Source organism: Koromonas humicola (assembly GCF_059726255.1).
Genome location: NZ_AP040873.1, coordinates 1,176,658 through 1,193,452, shown reverse-complemented (window position 1 = coordinate 1,193,452; position 16,795 = coordinate 1,176,658). Strand labels below are relative to the sequence as shown.

At 56.2% G+C, this 16,795-nt stretch carries 13 protein-coding genes; 4 read left to right on the top strand and 9 right to left on the bottom strand.

The window, feature by feature from the left end:
• Nucleotides 1-16 precede the first annotated feature (16 nt).
• From AC6IZD_RS05190 to AC6IZD_RS05180, 3 genes are all read right to left on the bottom strand, one after another.
• Nucleotides 17-2,590, bottom strand: coding sequence for a PIG-L family deacetylase (locus tag AC6IZD_RS05190; RefSeq protein WP_497786622.1), 2,574 nt, complete (start codon nt 2,588-2,590; stop codon nt 17-19).
• A gap of 95 nt (nt 2,591-2,685) precedes the next feature.
• Nucleotides 2,686-3,360, bottom strand: coding sequence for a hydrogenase nickel incorporation protein HypB (gene hypB, locus AC6IZD_RS05185; protein WP_497786621.1), 675 nt, complete (start codon nt 3,358-3,360; stop codon nt 2,686-2,688).
• A complete protein-coding gene (locus AC6IZD_RS05180) occupies nt 3,357-3,701 on the bottom strand; it encodes a hydrogenase maturation nickel metallochaperone HypA/HybF (RefSeq protein WP_497786620.1) in 345 nt (114 codons plus the stop codon). The genes hypB and AC6IZD_RS05180 overlap by 4 nt, the downstream gene beginning before the upstream one ends.
• 159 nt (nt 3,702-3,860) lie before the next feature.
• On the opposite strand from AC6IZD_RS05180, the gene AC6IZD_RS05175 reads away from it, so the two are divergent.
• Nucleotides 3,861-5,354, top strand: a complete 1,494-nt coding sequence (locus tag AC6IZD_RS05175) for a pyridoxal phosphate-dependent decarboxylase family protein (protein WP_497786619.1) — start codon at nt 3,861-3,863, stop codon at nt 5,352-5,354.
• A 253-nt stretch (nt 5,355-5,607) separates the two neighbouring features.
• Here AC6IZD_RS05175 and AC6IZD_RS05170 read toward each other — a convergent pair whose 3' ends face one another.
• From AC6IZD_RS05170 to AC6IZD_RS05145, 6 genes are all read right to left on the bottom strand, one after another.
• Nucleotides 5,608-6,858 (bottom strand): ABC transporter permease, encoded by a 1,251-nt coding sequence (locus AC6IZD_RS05170; protein WP_497786618.1) that lies wholly within the window; start codon nt 6,856-6,858, stop codon nt 5,608-5,610.
• Nucleotides 6,859-6,860: 2 nt separating this feature from the next.
• Complete coding sequence (locus AC6IZD_RS05165) at nt 6,861-8,105, bottom strand: ABC transporter permease (RefSeq protein WP_497786617.1); 1,245 nt, start codon at nt 8,103-8,105, stop codon at nt 6,861-6,863.
• Between the two features lie 69 nt (nt 8,106-8,174).
• The gene (locus tag AC6IZD_RS05160; RefSeq protein ID WP_497786616.1) at nt 8,175-9,761 is read right to left on the bottom strand and encodes an aryl-sulfate sulfotransferase; all 1,587 of its coding nucleotides are present in this window, start codon (nt 9,759-9,761) and stop codon (nt 8,175-8,177) included.
• Nucleotides 9,762-9,884: 123 nt separating this feature from the next.
• A complete protein-coding gene (locus AC6IZD_RS05155; RefSeq protein WP_497786615.1) occupies nt 9,885-10,619 on the bottom strand; it encodes an endonuclease/exonuclease/phosphatase family protein in 735 nt (244 codons plus the stop codon).
• The gene (locus AC6IZD_RS05150; RefSeq protein WP_497786614.1) at nt 10,616-11,920 is read right to left on the bottom strand and encodes a phospholipase D-like domain-containing protein; all 1,305 of its coding nucleotides are present in this window, start codon (nt 11,918-11,920) and stop codon (nt 10,616-10,618) included. Before AC6IZD_RS05150 ends, AC6IZD_RS05155 begins: the two co-directional genes overlap by 4 nt.
• A 115-nt stretch (nt 11,921-12,035) precedes the next feature.
• A complete protein-coding gene (locus AC6IZD_RS05145) occupies nt 12,036-13,583 on the bottom strand; it encodes a YifB family Mg chelatase-like AAA ATPase (protein WP_497786613.1) in 1,548 nt (515 codons plus the stop codon).
• A 411-nt stretch (nt 13,584-13,994) separates the two neighbouring features.
• Here AC6IZD_RS05145 and hrcA point away from each other — a divergent pair, with 411 nt between their 5' ends.
• Genes hrcA through dnaJ form a run of 3 tightly spaced genes read left to right on the top strand, consistent with a single transcriptional unit; the run spans nt 13,995 to nt 16,777 of the window.
• Nucleotides 13,995-15,035 carry a heat-inducible transcriptional repressor HrcA gene (gene hrcA / locus AC6IZD_RS05140; protein WP_497786612.1) on the top strand — a complete coding sequence of 347 codons (1,041 nt, stop codon included), beginning with the start codon at nt 13,995-13,997 and terminating at the stop codon, nt 15,033-15,035.
• A 7-nt stretch (nt 15,036-15,042) separates the two neighbouring features.
• Complete coding sequence (grpE, locus tag AC6IZD_RS05135) at nt 15,043-15,591, top strand: nucleotide exchange factor GrpE (RefSeq protein ID WP_497786611.1); 549 nt, start codon at nt 15,043-15,045, stop codon at nt 15,589-15,591.
• A 58-nt stretch (nt 15,592-15,649) separates the two neighbouring features.
• Nucleotides 15,650-16,777, top strand: a complete 1,128-nt coding sequence (gene dnaJ, locus AC6IZD_RS05130; RefSeq protein ID WP_497787559.1) for a molecular chaperone DnaJ — start codon at nt 15,650-15,652, stop codon at nt 16,775-16,777.
• Nucleotides 16,778-16,795: the final 18 nt, after the last annotated feature.

Sequence of the window (16,795 nt, the reverse complement as noted above, 5' to 3'; positions counted from 1 at the left end):
GGAAGAAAGGGAAAGCCTATCGGTGAAGTTCCGAGCTGGAACTTATGAGATTTATAAGCAGGCGCATTGCTCCAGGGACTCCGTTTACGATCTGGCGATCGAACGACAATCCCGTGTAAACCACTGATCCACGTCCATAACGCGCCCGAACGAGTGCCCCTTGCTGGAGAGGTTGGCCGGGATCATTCATCTTCAACAAGCTTTCAAAATGCCCATCCCAGCGCTCGGCAAAGTTTCGTCCCCGTTCTTCGCTCCATCCTCGGAAGTCCTTATCCCCAAGCTCGTTCGGATCCCAAAGGAGATCATCATGCGGTTCAATCCTCTCCACCGCCGAAGCTTCATTGCTGACCCGACCTGTTCCCAAGTCCAACCGATAAGGCACCGGAGCATATCGCGCGAACCGCTCTCGGTCGGACTGCTGCAAAATCACCAATGCCCCGCCCTCTTCCACGTACTGAAGGACTCGCGAACGAACCTCGGCCAGCAACTCTCCTCGTGCATCGACGGAATGCGGCCCCAGAACAATCGCCCAGTACTTTCCCAGCCGCGCATTCATCAACTCGTCACGGTCCAGATCGGTTACTCGCACATTCACATCGCGCAATGCCGAAGGGATCGGATCTCCATCAACGCCAAGGTATGCAATCGAGATATTTTCTGGCACATCGATTCGTGTCGAGACCAGCGATCCTGTGGCAGGTTTGTAGTCAAACGCAAGCCGCCCATCTCCGCCGTGCACCATCTTGTAGCCTTGGTCGAAGACCGTTCCACCCCACCGCACAACCGCGCTCACCGGATACGCACCCTCGCCGCCATAGTCCTGTATCAAATAGAAGCGATAAGTGTGTTCCTCGCCGCGTTGTTCAATATCGAGCACTTCATGCTCTGGTTCCGCCCGCCAACCACTCGGCGCATGAACCGACAAAAGCGCATTCTGCAGACGTGGCAGGTTGTTTCTTACGCGCACCTCGATCACTCCGTATGAAACGTTGGTGCGCCGCTCCCAATGCGTGCTCGGTCCTATGACCACAGAAACCGGAGGCGCAATTGCGACTGCCGACATGACTTGGTCCTGACTTTGCGCCATCACCGGAGCAGTCGCCCGGACTAATTCTCCTTCGATCTCAATTTCAGCTACAACCTGCAGCGAAGGATTAGGCAAAGCGCGAGTGGCGCTGCGCTCGTCGAGCACTCTATATGCGCCATCTACATCGTTGTCCAAGACAAGCGGTGGGCGTGTGAATGGCGCATCCATCGGCACCCTACCGTGGAATACTGCATGATTCTCGCCCGCAATCCATTCGCGTCGCGGCGTCCAGCGCCCACCCTCAGGCTTCAATTCCATGCCAACCACGCGAGCGCCCAAATGCGAGCCTGACTCGACGCGCACCTGCAAGGAATAGTTCGCCCCAGGGTACAGAACGTTCTGCGCTCCACCCTGCCCATCGTCTGACAACGTAGCTTGCAGCTTCACCCCCGCAACCAGCAACAGAGCGTGCTCAGCCTGCGCGCGCTTGGTCTCCAACTCTGCAATCTTCCACTTCGGAGCCCTTGCTGCAACGGCACTGTCCTCGACCGCACGCAGGTTTCGCAAAAACTCAAGAACCTGCGCAACACACGCCGCGCGATCACCCACACTTTCCTCTGCGGTACGGGCCGCGACCTCCACGGCATACAATCCCGACGTAATGCGCGGTGTGTCTGCTCCACTGCTCATTGCCGTGATCGAGCTATTCAGTCCCTCTGCAAAATCACTCGCGCCCTCCGGCATTCCAAAGCCCGGAGCGACATCGATCAACTTGTAGTGGCGCACTGCGGTTCGTGGAGCGTGCACCAGCATGCCTTGCGAGCGATGTTTGGCCAGCGCACGATCCGCCTGTTGCTGCCAGCTTTCGCGCCTTCCCGCGCCCACTCCAGCCGCGTGGAAGTACACCGCAAAGGCACCCGAGCGTGCCAATGCAAACAACCGCTTAGCATGCCAAGGCTCCACACCATCCTTCAGTTGTTCCGGAAACTTCTTGGGATCGGCAGCCGCACGAAATGCTTCTCGCACGGCAATAGCAGTGGCCTCATGCTGTCCATCACCGTCTGGTTCATTCGGATCAAACGGGACGACAACGATATCAGGACGCTTCTCGCGAATCACTCTTACGATGTCGGACACTGCCGTGTTGTGTCCCGCCCAGCGATCAAAAGCCTCATTGGCCGTGCGTGCAAAACCAAAGTCAACCAATCGCGTAAAGCGCTGGTCAACTCCGTAATGCGCATCGCTCGCCAACTGCTCCATCGTGCGCACCAGTCCTTGCTCTGTCGGAGTCATCACCCTCTGCACATTATCGCCACGCTCGCCACGGGTCAACGTCAGCAGAGTGACCTCCGCTCCCTCCCCACGCACTTGCTTCATTAGCAGCGCGCCGTCTTCATCACCTGGATGCGCGGTCACCTGCAGCACGCGAAGCGTCGTCCCAAGAGCGCGAACAGCGGTGAGAGGATCGTCTGCAGCCACATCTGCCTGTGCATGCGCGGTCGCAGCCATTGCCATAACGAGGCACAGCGCCAACAGCTTGACGACTATGTTTCGGTAGATCACCGATTCCCTTGTATCTGTTCACCCCGTCACCGCGCAACCCATAAACGCAAAAAGGCCGGGGAGCATACGTCCCCGGCCCATCACGATCCCGCTTTTTACGCTGAAACCAACTCGCCCGACTTCACTGCAGCCAACTTTCCTTCCAGCCACTTGATCCACTGATCCAGCCCATCACCCTTGGTCGAAGTCTCGATAATCTCCATGCCCGGATGCACCGTGCGTGCATTTTTCTTTGCCAGTTCCGCGTCAAATGGAACATAGGGCAGCAGGTCCACCTTGCTCAGCACCATCAGCTCCGACTTCACGAATATCGACGGATACTTCAAAGGCTTGTCTTCGCCTTCTGTGACGCTCAGCATCACGATCTTCAAGTGCTCGCCCAAATCGTAGCTGCTCGGGCAAACCAAATTCCCAACGTTTTCGATGATCAGCACGTCGAAGCTGTCCAGCGGCCAATCCTCAAGGTGTTTCTGGATCATCTTTGCATCCAGATGGCACGTGCCTCCGGTGATGATCTGCTTCACTGGAAACCCAGCCTTCGCCAGCCGCTTCGCGTCGTTCTCCGTCTGCAAATCACCGGTCAGCAGCACGATTCGCTTGCTCTTGTCCCAGCGCTCAAGCGTGTTTTCCAGCAGCGTGGTCTTGCCCGAGCCCGGCGAGCTGATGATGTTTACCACCAGGATCTTGTGCTCGCGGAATTTCTCACGAAGCTCGGCGGCAAGTTTCTGATTTTCGTTCAGTACTTTCTTTTCAACCACGATCTGGCTCATTCTTCTACCTCGACAAAAGCAATCTGGAGTTCTTCTCCAGCAATGAGTATGGTTCCGGCCTCGCCGCACTTCGGGCACTCGGTGGCCCAGTTCTCCGCCTTGAATTCCGTATTGCACTGCGGACATCGTTGCCGACGTGCGACTTGCTCAATCTCCAAGCCAAGCGATTCCCAGGGCGTATCCTTCACCACACATTCAAATCCAAACCGCAGGCAGTCCACATCAATGCCCGCCAACTCTCCCACGCGCAAACCCACCTTGGAGAACCGTGCACCGTCATGCTGTTTCTTCAATTCTTCGAGTTGGTCCAACACGGAAGATACGATGGATAGTTCGTGCATCAAGACCCCGGGGAAAAGTCGCGCAATCACCCACCCATGCGCGATGTATTGATTCTCATCTTCTCATGAACACCTTGGCTGTGACGATGCTCACAACTTGACGCCCACGGTTTCGCCCAACGCAGCGGCTGGGCTAAAATTCACTTTTCCGGAGAAGAAATGTCAGACAGCATTCATCCCGAACCCAACGTTCGCGCGGCTATTGCGCCGCAAGCCGCCGATTCGCGCCTTCCCGACCCCAATGATCCAAAGGCGTGGGCACGCTACGTAGAAGATTTCCGCACCTCCGCCCACGAAGCTGTGGATTGGATCGCCCAGTACCTCGGCAACATTCGTGAAATTCCAGTGCTGCCAACCCTGCATCCTGGCGAACTGGTCGATTCCCTTCCTGCTCGCGGGCCTGATCAGGGCGAAAGCTTCGACACCATTCTCGACGATTTCCGCAGCCAGATTCTCCCGGCAGTTACGCAATGGAATCATCCGGGCTTCATGGCTTACTTTGGCACTTCGGCGTCTACTCCAGGAATTTTGGCCGAGCTGCTCATCGCAGCAATGAACACCAACGGCCTGCACTGGAAGACATCTCCCGCCGTAGCGGAACTCGAACAGGTTGCACTCGGATGGCTTCGCGAATGGTTGGGTCTGCCGCCCTCGTTCTTCGGAATCATCTACGACACAGCATCCACCAGCACTATGCACGCCCTCATCTGCGCCCGCGAATTCGCACAACCCGAGTCACGCGAAGAAGGCTACAAGGGCAAGCTGGTCGTCTATACGTCAGATCAGGCGCACTCCTCGGTCGAGAAAGGCGCCATGGCCGTCGGCTTTGGACAGAATTACGTGCGCAAGGTTCCGAGCGATTCGCAGTTCCGTATGAAGACCGACATTCTTCGCTCCCTGATTGAGGCCGACCTGCGCGCCGGACTTCGACCCTGCGCCATCGTTGCCACCGTCGGCACCACGTCCTCAACTTCAGTCGATCCGGTCGCCGACTGCGCGAAGCTGGCCGAAGAGTTCAACATGTGGCTGCACGTTGATTGTGCCTATGCCGGACCTTGCGCCCTCCTGCCCGAATGCGCTGAGCACTTCCGCGGCCTCGATCAAGCTCACTCGGTCGTCACCAATCCGCACAAGTGGCTAATGACTCAGATGGACTGCAGCGTCTTCTACACACGTAAGCCTGAGATTCTCCGCAACGCGCTGTCGCTCGTCCCCGAATACCTGCGTGCCAGCGAAGATCCTCGTGCCGTGCACCTCATGGACTACGGAGTTCCCCTCGGCCATCGTTTCCGCAGCCTGAAGCTCTGGTTCATTCTGCGTTACTTCGGACGCGACGGCATCATGCAGTTCCTACGCCGCCACATCCAGCTCGCGCAACAGTTCGCTTCCTGGGTCGACGCCGACTCTCGTTTCGAGCGCGTCGCACCTGTTCCCTTCTCCGTCGTCTGTTTCCGCCTGAAAGGCAATGACGAACTGAACAAAGCGCTGCTCGACAAAGTGAACGCAAGCCGCACAACGTTCCTGTCGCACACGGCCTTGAACGGCCAGTACGTCATTCGCATCGCCATCGGCAACATCGCGACCGCCACAGCCGACGTCGAGCAAGCATGGAAGCTGATTGTGAATGCCGCAGACGAACTACTAAAAGCCTGAGCGCATTTTCCGAATCACTGCTCCATGGGTTTCTGCAGATGATCAAGAGGTTGTACCGGGTTCGGAGCGGCCGGGTGCCTGTGATGTTTCAAGCGGTTGTCCATTCGATCAAGAACGGAGAAGCCGGGTGCCCCACCTTCGACGCGCGCTCTTTGCGCGGCTAAGGTGGGAGAGCAAAATGGCTGTCTCTAAACCAACCCTGGCCGCCTTATTTCGAGGACATCCCGATGCATGGATCAGGATGTCCTCTCCCTTATTCGTAACGCAACGCCTCAATCGGATTCAGCCGCGCAGCTCGTATCGCAGGCAACATTCCACTGATCAATCCTACAAACGCTAAAATCCCAGTCGAGATCATTACCGTCATTGGCGATATCAACAATCGAATGTCACCCATCTCGCCGTGCTTGGCCACTGCGCTATACAAGGTCAATGTTCCCACGGAATAAGACACGCAGTAAGCCAGCAGAATTCCCATTGCGCCACCGAGGAACGTGATGACCAGCGCCTCGGACAAGAATTGCAGCAGGATGTCGCGTGAACGTGCTCCCAGCGCCTTCTCCACTCCAATCTCGCGCGTTCGCTGCGTGACACTCACCAGCATGATGTTCATCAGTCCCACTCCACCGATCCCCAGTGTCAATGTTCCGATGAATGCCAGCATTACCTGCAGCGAGACGATAATGATGCGGAACTGTGATAGCTGTTCCAGCGCGCTGAATACATTGAGCGCGCGCCTATCGTCTGCGCGAAAGTTGTGCTGCGCCGAAAGCGTGTTGCGGATCGTCTTCTCGATCGCTCCGTAATCATTGCCCTCAAATTCCAGCCAGATGATGTCAACATAGCGCGTGCTGCGAAAATCACTCAGCGTCGGATATGGAATGTAGAGCACCCGATTCGAGTTGTTGTCATCTCCCGATTGCGGTCTGGGCTTCATGATTCCAATCACTTCATAGGGAATTCCGTTGATGCGAAGCTTCTCTCCGAGAGCGTGGCGGCCAGCGAACAGCTTTTCATTCGCCTCCGAACCGATGACGCACACGCGCGCCCTCTGCTGTACGTCCTCTGCGTTGTAAAAGCGTCCGGACTCCAGTTCGAGATGCTCAATGTCTTGACTGACCGGCACCGAAGCTTGAACTTGCCACGTGTACCCCCGGCCCTCATATCGCACCGGTCCGTTGTAAAAAGATTCCGGAGCTATATGCGTAATCTGGGGCACGTTGGCAGTGATGCGATCAAGATCATCAATTGTCAGCCGGATATTTGTACCCGCCTTGTTTCCGCCAGCCTGCATCGACGTACGTCCACCCACAACGCCCATTGATTGAAGATTGTAGGTCCTGAAGATGTTCACGATCGCTTCGGCGAACCCAGCGCCATAGGCCAGCAGCAGCACCACCGTAGCGATGCCCCATGCCATGCCCACAGTGGTCAGTACGCTTCGCCAGCGATTATGCTTCAGCGAACCATAGGATTCCGAGAGGACGTCTCTAACGTGGACCATTCCTACTCCTGTCGAAGCGCTTCCACTGGCTCAAGCCTTGCCGCACGCCGCGCCGGATACAGTCCGGCGACGATGCTGGCAAGCCCCAGGCTGGAGATCGCAAGCACAGCCGAGGCCGGGTGAATATGTGGTTGGTCAAATCCATCCATGGGAGGCAACATGGCAAACAATCTCGTTGCCCCATACGCAAAGGCAAATCCGATCGCGCCACTCATCAGCGTCAGCATCATTCCTTCCATGAAGAACTGGAACAGCACGAGCCGATTCGTCGCACCCAAGGCCTTCCGCAATCCGATTTCACGAGTGCGCTCAGCCACGGAAACCAGCATGATGTTGATCACGCCCATCGCGCCGAGCACCAGCGTGACCAACCCCACAGCGCCGAGAAACCCGTCCATCGCGTCCGAGATCTTCCCCATCATCTCTGCGTCCGCGACCGAATCCCAATCGTTGAACGCGTCCGAAATCATGGGATCGAAGTGATGATTCCTACCAACGATGTTCCGCGCGGCTGCTTTTGCCTCTGCGTGCTTGTCGCGTGATATCGGCTGGAAGTTCACATAGGTGATCGCTTTGGCGTTGCCCTCTCCCTTCATCGGAAAATAAGTAGCCATGGTCGAGTAAGGCATCATCATCCGCAGATTGTTGTCGTTGTTGTTTCCGTGCCCGATTCGCTTTACAGTCCCAATCACCTTGAACTCAATGCCGTTGATCAGGATCGTGCTACCCACGGCAGGCCTGCCCGGAAACAGCTTGCGTACAAATTCATTTCCGATCACGCAAACGTTTCGGCGTTGGCGCTCGTCCTCCCAGTTCATGTAGCGCCCTTGGTCGATTGGCATGTAGCGAATGTCGTAGAACTGCGGCTCGGCACCATCGACAAAGCCGTTCGCGCTGCCAAACTCGCTAACAACGCGCAGATCGCCGCGATAGATCACAGGCGTAGCATTTCGAACCCACTGCGAGCTTCTTATGTCGATGTAGTCCTGGTAATTCAGCGCGTATTGGCGCGAGGAGAGCTGGCTATTGCCAATCGAGGGCACCCGACCGCCGTAGATGTACATGATGTCCGGGCCAATCTCGTCAAGGTTCTTCTGGGTTCCCGAGCGGAATCCCTCTCCCAGACCAATCAGCAACAAAAGTGAACCCACGCCCCATGCGATCCCGAACATGGTGAGAAAGGAGCGGAGCTTATGTGCCCACATCGCACGCACTACTTGGCCGAAGCTGTCAGCGAGTGCTCGCATGTAGATTCATACGAAGCTACCCCAGCCAGAGTTCCTTAACAAGAACTTACTTTCGCGACAACCGGCTATTTACCATTGCACTCCGGGATAGAGGCTCGGCAGCCGGTTCACCCGGTAGGTGTTTTCGCCAGAGATATGCATCTGCCAGACGACTTGTGGATTGCTGTCCTGCGTCACTTCGTAGGTGTAGGCGTCTGAGCCGACAGCCGCGAGATTGTACTCGAGGTTCCCGTTCTTCAACAGCCCTACTCCCCCGGCGAATGAAGAGTACATATCGGGCGTCAGTACGCGATGCGACTTCAAGGTCGCCGTCATACCATGATCGTCCACCTGAAGCACCGGAACCGTCGTATAACACGGTGCCGCTCCCGAAGCCCCGCACTGTGAACCATTGGACAAGATGCGGTCATCGCCGTTATCCATTAATCCAAGCAGGAAAACTCCATTTGTATTGGGACTGAAGAACTTCGGGTCATGTTGCGCATAAAACCAGTCGACCGGATCAGAACCATTCTGCAGTTTGAAATCCCCGCCCGGTCCCAGCTTCCAGAGCACATTTCCCGTGCCTGTTCCGTTCTTGTAATCGACTTTCACAACCCAGTTCTGATGGCGAATCGAAACCAGAATGTCGCCGTCGTCCTGTGAATACGTTATTGCGTTCGAGTGCGTCCAATCAGGAAAGCTGAATGGGTGTCGGTTGACGTCGAAGTGATCGAACTCATTCCACACCCATACCGGCTGCAGATTTGTGTCGAGATCGACCACTACATCTCCCAAGACGTTTACCGTGCCTGAACTCAGCGTGAACTGTTTCAACATGTTGGTGAGCACAAGCCAGTGACCATTCGGCAGCGGAGTGATCTCATGGTGAAAGGTCTGCAGCTTTAGATTGAATCCTGCGGATGCCATCCGTGCATTCAAGTCTGACATTCGAAGTTCGCGAATCGTGTTGCCCGCAAGGTCTATCTCGCGAATTACGTTCAGTGCGCTATCCGAAGCCGGTGCGGCCAGCACCGATTGCGAAAGTGGGCCGATCAACATCAAGAAGTGTCCATTCGGAAGCAGCTTGATGGGGTAAAGAGTGGAGCCTGCCTGGACGTCAGGAATTGCGTACGTCCAGATCACGTTACCCGATAAGTCGGTGGCAAACACTGCCGAAGGTTTCCCGCCTGCCACGTCGTCCACCAGTTCGACACCCGGTTGTGGCGTCATTCCCTGTGTTGTGTTCATCGTGAATGAAGGCACGACATTCGCAGGCACATCGCCAGTGGTAAAAGAGTGATCCGTGTCCACCACTTGCTTTCCATTAGCAAACTGCACTTGAGCCTGCATGTGATAAGTAGTTTTCGCCTGCATGCCCGCAACAAGTATCTGCACGGTGCCGCCGCCTGTTGGTGTCGCCTGCGACGACGACTCGAGTCCGTAATTCGTATCTTTGCCGAACTGCACTGTAACCGTCGCGTCCGAAGGTGGAGTGATCGTGTAGAGTGCGACCTGCGGATTGTTCGTCGTAGTTACCTGACCAGGCACAGTGATTGCAGTCTTAGCCGATGCACCCGCACCACACCCGGCCAGCGACAGAGATAGAGCCGCAGTGACGACCACCACTGCGTAACCAAGCGTGGTCTCGGTTCTGGAAACACTGAGAGGGCGCATCGTAAAGCTCAGCAGGCAATGTCGTGGCATGCAAAGCCAGATGCAATGAACAACGGACAGGGTGTATGAGCCACATCTTCCGCGTGCTTGCCTTAGCAGGAAAGTGTGTTTCCCCGGTTCGCCTCACGCTATTTCGAATTCAGCTACTAGCGGCAGATGATCTGATCCCACTAGAGCCGTCCGCGAACGATGGACCTTGTAGCTCGTCAGCCTGAGGCGCTCGTCAAAGTAGAAGTGGTCTAAATGAAGTAACGGCAGAACTCCCGGATAAGTTCGACCAAAGCGCGCATACGCCTTGATATCCACGCTTTCAAACTCCCCCGACATCAGCTTTGTTGCAAGTCCGCGAGTCCACTCGTTGAAATCTCCCACCACTATCCGAGGCCCGGTCAGCCCCGCATCCCCCAACAGTTCGAGACTCACTAGCTTCCGCCCCTGATTTCGCCGCTCCACAAACCCCGTCCCGAGGTGCACGTTAAACACATGGAGCACCGTTCCACATGAGAGTTCAACGTCGGTACGAAGACACCCGCGCCGTTCGCGGTGCTTCCATGTCAAATCGTAATTTTGTGAAAAGCGCACTGGTAGCCGACTAAGTGTCATGTTGCCGTAAGCTGCTCCAAGATGTCGTCGGTTGCTGCCGAACAAATACTGATACTCAGGAAACTGCGCGGCGATACTCTTCGCCTGGTTGTATTTCGGATCGCCATCCTCGAGGTCCATAACTTCCTGCAGCGTAGCGATGTCCGGATCAAGTTCGCTCAACACCGACGCAATGCGCAGCGGATCGATTCGTCGATCGATTCCACGGCATTTGTGAATGTTATAGGTAACTACGCGGAGTGTGTTGCCGCTCATTGCTGCCGTTCGAGCACCCACCCAAGCAGTTCAGGAGCACGCTCGAGCACAGGCCTGTGCTGCCACATTTCATACGTCTCCTGGCGACTGTTTGCGAGATCGCGCACGAAGTCCTCTTCCAATCGCGCGGTGAAGCGGGCATCGCGAACTGCAAGATTCACTTCATCATTCAAACCGAAAGAGCGATTGTCGAAGTTCGTCGAACCCACGACGCTCCAAAGGCCATCTACCATCAGAATCTTTGCGTGAATCATTGCCGGTTGATACTCGAAGATCTCAACTCCGGCCTTCAACAACTTTCCATACGAGTGTCGGCTCGAACTCCGCGTCAGGCCATGATCACTATGCCGTCCCGGCAAAATGAGCCGAACGTGTACGCCACGATTTGCGGCTCGCACGATCTCATCAGCCAAGCTTCGATCGGGCAGAAAATACGGAGTTGTGATGTCGATCTTCTTCTGTGCCGACGCGACAAGCACCTGGAACAGAATTCGTGCGCGCGTCGCGCCACCAGCTGAAGGCGTGCTGTTCACCACCAGGACCGATGCTCCTGTATCCCGTTCATCTCTGGGGTAATACTCGAAGCCGGTCAACACCTCACCGCAACCCTCAAGCCAGTTCTCGGCAAAGGTCGCCTGCAGATTCGGAACCGCATCACCCACCACGCGAACCATCGTGTCGCGCCAGCGTGCCTGCTTGTTCGTTCCGCGATACCAATGATCTGCAACGCCAGCTCCGCCGATGTAACCAATGCGGCCATCTACAATCAACAGCTCCCTGTGAGTGCGATTGTTGTACCGCGGGAGCCTGTTCCAGCTCATCGGGTTGTAGAAAGAGACGCAACCGCCGGCATCTTTGAATTCACGCAGAGTATCGTTATTCATGCCGGCACTGCCGAGGGCATCCAGCAGCAGTTTCACCTTCACCCCTGCACGTGCGCGCTCGGTCAGCGCCGCAAGATACCTTCCGGCAATTTGACCTTTTTGAAAGATGTACGCTTCGAGATTGATGGTCTGCTTTGCCTCTCCGATATCCCTCAGCTCCGCTTCATAGAACTGATCGCCATTGGTAAGCACTTCCAGACCGGCACAGTGATTCACCTTCGCGTCGGTAACCGCTTCCAGCATGTATAGGAATTCATCGCTGTCCAGCGGTTCCGAATGCAAGGCAGAAATCTTGTAGCGCAACCCTGGATCAAACAGCGCCACAAAGATCACCCATGCCACAGCTATCAACGCAAATACCGCGCAAACAGCAAAGCCGTTCGACACACCGACTTCAAAAAGCAGAATGGCGCACAAGGGAGTCTCCAAAGCTTGCACGCCATAAGATGCCGATCTGAAATGAAGACGCTGTGCGGTGAGCGGAAACAAAGCTGTGCTCGCTCGCGCAGTTCAGTACTGCAACAACGTCTGATTACGCCCAGTAGGTCCGATCCAACGTGCGGTACTGGATTGCCTCGGCGATATGTTTGACTTCAATCTGCGCTGCGCCTTCGAGATCGGCTACCGTTCGGGCGACTTTTAGTATGCGGTCGTGTGCACGTGCGCTGAGTCCCTGTTGCGTCATCGCTCGCTCGAGCAGCCGTTCGCAATCGCCGGACAGTTCGCAGAATGTGCGTATCTGACGCGAGCCCATCTGCGCGTTGGCAAATATCTTCTCGCCCGCAGCGCGGAAGCGCGTCAACTGCCGCTCTCGTGCCGCAAGCACTCGTTCGCGAATAGCCGATGAAGGTTCGGCAGGAACGTTCGAGCGCAGTTCCTTGTAATTCACCGCTGGTACATCAATGTGAATGTCGATGCGATCGAGCAGCGGGCCGCTGATCTTTGAGATATAGCGCTGGATCATCGGCGGCGTGCAGCGACACTCACGTGAGCGGTCATTGAAAAAGCCACAAGGGCACGGATTCATTGCGGCTGCGAGCATGAAACGCGCCGGAAAGGTCAGTGACATGGCAGCACGTGCGATCGACACTGTTCCATCTTCGAGTGGCTGGCGCATCACTTCCAGTACATTCCTCGGGAACTCGGGAAGCTCATCCAGAAAGAGCACGCCGTTGTGTGCCAGCGAAACCTCGCCCGGACGTGGCACCGCTCCACCGCCAATCAGCCCTGCATCGCTGATCGTGTGATGAGGTGCACGAAATGGGCGCACACCGACCAATCCATTCGTGGCATCGAGCACGCCAGCGACACTGTGAATCTTTGTTGTCTCGAGCGCTTCCTCGAAGGTCATTGGCGGAAGTATCGTAGGCATGCGCTTTGTAAGCATGGTCTTGCCGCCGCCCGGAGGTCCGATCATCAGAATGTTGTGCCCACCCGCGCAGGCCACTTCCATCGCCCGCTTCGCCGTGTGCTGTCCGCGCACATCTTTGAAGTCCACTGGGAAGTGCTCGACCTGATGCAACAGAGCTTGGCTGTTCACAACCAGAGGTTCTGGCCCTGCTCCGGTGTTTATGAGCCGAACCACATCGAGCAGGCTCTTCATTGGCAGCACTTTCACACCTTCCACCACCGCTGCTTCACGCGCGTTCTGCTCGGGAACAATCAGGTAAGGGATCTTGCGGGCCCACGCTGCGACAGCGATGGGCAAGGCTCCACGAACTGGACGCAGTCCTCCATCGAGCGAGAGCTCGCCGACAATGACGAACTCTGCAAGGTCTTGCTTCTTGAGTCCGCCATACGCACCAAGGATTCCCAACGCCATCGGCAGATCGAAGCCCGATCCTTCTTTCTTCAAATCAGCCGGAGCTAGATTGATGGTGATGTGAGTGGGAGGTATGTCGTACCCGCAATTTTTCAGAGCAGCACGAATGCGCTCTCGGCTCTCGCGTACTGCGGTGTCGGGCAGGCCAACGGTGGTGAAATGATCTTCGTTGATCTTTACGCCAGAAACGTCAACCTCTACGTCGATCAAGTTTGCGTCGATGCCGTAGACGGCTGCGCTCAGGGTCTTAAAAAGCATAGAACTGCTGTCCTTCGTGCAGGCTAAGGACTGCGTATGCCCGCGAAAAATCCAGTGACTTTGAATGTGAGGCAATTCTACGGCAAGTTTCCGGTAACCGCATCAACAGCCAGAAGATTGCACATCCAGTTAATGCCTGAAGGTCAAACCAGTAGCTCTCGAGATAATGGATTTGCTTCCGCACTGAAAGCATTATTCAGTTTGCAAACATACTGTTCGCAATCGATTTACCACATTGTTAATCGCTGGAGCGGCCTCTCTCGTCGCAAACTTGAGCCAGCTTTGCTAAAATATCTTTGTCCCCCTCACTCCAGAACGGCAGCATCAGCATCGTGAATTTAAGCTACTGCATCTAAAAGACATGACCGCGACCGGGGGATAAGGGGCCGGTAAACCGGTGAGGTACAGGCAATGGCGAGCATCGGAAGACGTGAGCAGGAGATCCTGACAGCCATCATCGAGACCTACATCTCGACAGGTGAGCCTGTGGGTTCGCGCACGTTGGCTCGCAACAGTCGCGAGGGGCTGAGTGCGGCAACGATCCGCAATGTAATGGCCGACCTTGCCGACGCCGGACTACTCTCGCAGCCGCATACCTCTTCCGGTCGAGTTCCTTCCGTCGAAGGCTATCGCTACTACGCGGAGAAGCTTTCGGGCCAAGCAGGCCTCAAACCTGATGACGAGCACGTAATCCAGCGCTACTTCCAGGGTGTAAACGACGTTCAGGAATTCATGGAGCGAACGTCCCATGTGCTCTCACTTGTGTCTTCGGGCGTGGGTGTCGCGATGACCTTGGCTGGGCCTCGCAAAGCTCTTGAGCATGTTCACTTCCAGCGGCTGACAGAAGGTAAGGCACTAGCCATTGTAGTTACGCGGAGTGGCGTAGTTCATGATCGCGTGCTGCGCTTGACGCACGATGTAACTCAGCCGGAACTCGACTTGGCAGCGCGGTACATCAACGACAATTTCCGTGGCTGGATGATCGAAGATGTGCGACGGGAATTGGAACGGCGCATCGAACAGGAACGCAGTGAGTATGATCGCCTGATGCGCTCGGTTTCTCAGCTATATGAGAGCGGCGCACTGGCGACAGACGAAGGTGAGGCCGTCGACGTCTTCGTGGAAGGCACAGCAAACCTGGTGTCGAAAGAGAATGACCGGGAGCGCTTGCGCGTGCTGCTGAAGACGCTGGAAGAGAAAACCCGCGTAGTCGAGCTGCTTTCCTCCTACGTGGATACGAAGCAGGAAGCAGTTCGCGTCATCATCGGCCTCGATGAGACCATGCCCGACCTGAGCAGTTTCGTGCTCATCGGAGCACCGGCCCGAAGCGGCGAAGAGATCCTTGGCCGCCTTGCGGTGATTGGTCCGACGCGGATGGATTATCAGAACACGATCACAGCCGTTTCCTACATCGCGCGGCTGTTCGACAAGGTGTTAAACGATTCGGAATAATAGACTCATGGCAGAAAAAGATATTGAGAATACCCCAGTAGATGTTGAGCACGAACTTCAAGAGGGTACGGCAGCGGACGATACTACGACCGTGCAGCAACCTTCTGAAATCGACAAGCTGAAGTCGGAAAACGCGCTCTACCTAGATCGACTGGCCCGCCTGCAAGCGGAGTTCGACAACTTCCGCAAGCGCAACGCACGCGAGCAACAGGAATTCCGGGAGTACGCGCTCACAGACACTTTGAAGCAGTTGTTGCCTATTCTCGACAGCCTGGAGCGTGCGGCGAAGACCGAAGGCGCTAGCGTAGAAGACCTGCGGGCAGGAGTGGAGCTGATTGATCGTCAATTCCACGATGTGCTAACCCGGCTCGGTGTGGAACCCATCGCTGCTCAAGGACAGCCGTTTGATCCTAACCTGCATCAGGCGATTCAGATGGTCGATACAGATGAGGTGCCGGACCATCATGTCTTGGACGAACTGCAACGCGGCTATCGGATTCGAGACCGTGTGCTTCGCCCCGCGATGGTTCGCGTGGCTCAGAACTCTAGCAAGTAATTTTGGAAACGGCGCACTTGCGCCAAGGAGGAAGACCGCTACGGCGGTCTTTTAAGCACTGGCTACGAACGTAAAACGCGATTACTACGAAGTGCTCGGCGTAACCCGCACGGCGGGAGATACCGAAATCAAGAGCGCCTATCGCAAGATGGCGCTGCAGTATCATCCGGACCGCAATCCTGACGATCCGGAAGCCGAAGAACGTTTCAAGGAATGCAGCGAGGCATACTCGGTGCTGAGCGATCAGCAGAAGCGCTCGGCTTACGACCGCTTTGGCCACGATGCGTTCACGAATGGTGGCGGAGCGTCGGCTAGCGGTTTCCAGGAAGTCGACCTCAGCGATCTCTTCGGAGAGATGTTCGGCTTCGGCGACATCTTCGGCGGTGGTGGCGGGCGCGGTCGTCGTTCTCGTGCACAGCGCGGCGCCGACATTCGCGAAGACCTGACGATCTCCTTCGAAGAAGCTGCGTTCGGCGTCGAGAAGGAAGTCACGATCCGAAGGCACGAGCAGTGCGAATCGTGTCACGGAACCGGCGCGACTGGAGGTAAAGCTCCGAGCACATGCCGACAGTGCAATGGCCGTGGCCAAGTGCGCTATCAGCAAGGATTCTTCAGCGTGGCCCGGACCTGCCCGGTATGCCAGGGCACGGGCACGATGATTGAGAATCCGTGCACGCAGTGCCGAGGCCAGCGAGTGGTAACCAAGAGCCACTCGATGCAGGTGAAGGTTCCTGCAGGCGTGGAGGACGGAACGCGCATTCTGTACAACGGGCACGGCGATGCCGGGCTGGATGGTGGACCGGCGGGCGACGTTTATGTTGTGCTGCACGTTACCGAACATGCGTTCTTCGAACGTGACGGAAAGGACCTGCATTGTGCCATTCCGATTTCGTTCGCACAAGCGGCTCTCGGTGCGGCGGTAAAGATTCCGACGCTCGAAGGCGAGGCGATGCTGGAGATTCCGGCAGGAACACAGACCGGAACGAGCTTCCGTCTTAAGAAGAAGGGCGTGCCGATACTCAACAGCACTGGACGCGGAGACCTGTTCGTAGCAGTTAAGGTCACCACGCCGACCAAGCTCACGAAGCAGCAACGCGAACTGATGGAGCAACTGGCAGCAACGCTTGGGCAGGAGAATAAGCCCGAGAAAGGGCTGCTGAGTAAGCTTCAGGATATGTTTAGTTAAACTTTCAAAGTTGCAGGG

Coding starts and splice junctions, on each gene's coding strand:
- AC6IZD_RS05160 (WP_497786616.1), bottom strand. CDS start 9,761: ATGCGCCCTCTCAGTGTTTCCAGAACCGAGACCACGCTTGGTTACGCA.
- hypB (WP_497786621.1), bottom strand. CDS start 3,360: ATGAGCCAGATCGTGGTTGAAAAGAAAGTACTGAACGAAAATCAGAAA.
- grpE (WP_497786611.1), top strand. CDS start 15,043: ATGGCAGAAAAAGATATTGAGAATACCCCAGTAGATGTTGAGCACGAA.
- AC6IZD_RS05165 (WP_497786617.1), bottom strand. CDS start 8,105: ATGCGAGCACTCGCTGACAGCTTCGGCCAAGTAGTGCGTGCGATGTGG.
- AC6IZD_RS05180 (WP_497786620.1), bottom strand. CDS start 3,701: ATGCACGAACTATCCATCGTATCTTCCGTGTTGGACCAACTCGAAGAA.
- AC6IZD_RS05175 (WP_497786619.1), top strand. CDS start 3,861: ATGTCAGACAGCATTCATCCCGAACCCAACGTTCGCGCGGCTATTGCG.
- AC6IZD_RS05155 (WP_497786615.1), bottom strand. CDS start 10,619: ATGAGCGGCAACACACTCCGCGTAGTTACCTATAACATTCACAAATGC.
- hrcA (WP_497786612.1), top strand. CDS start 13,995: ATGGCGAGCATCGGAAGACGTGAGCAGGAGATCCTGACAGCCATCATC.
- AC6IZD_RS05145 (WP_497786613.1), bottom strand. CDS start 13,583: ATGCTTTTTAAGACCCTGAGCGCAGCCGTCTACGGCATCGACGCAAAC.
- AC6IZD_RS05170 (WP_497786618.1), bottom strand. CDS start 6,858: ATGGTCCACGTTAGAGACGTCCTCTCGGAATCCTATGGTTCGCTGAAG.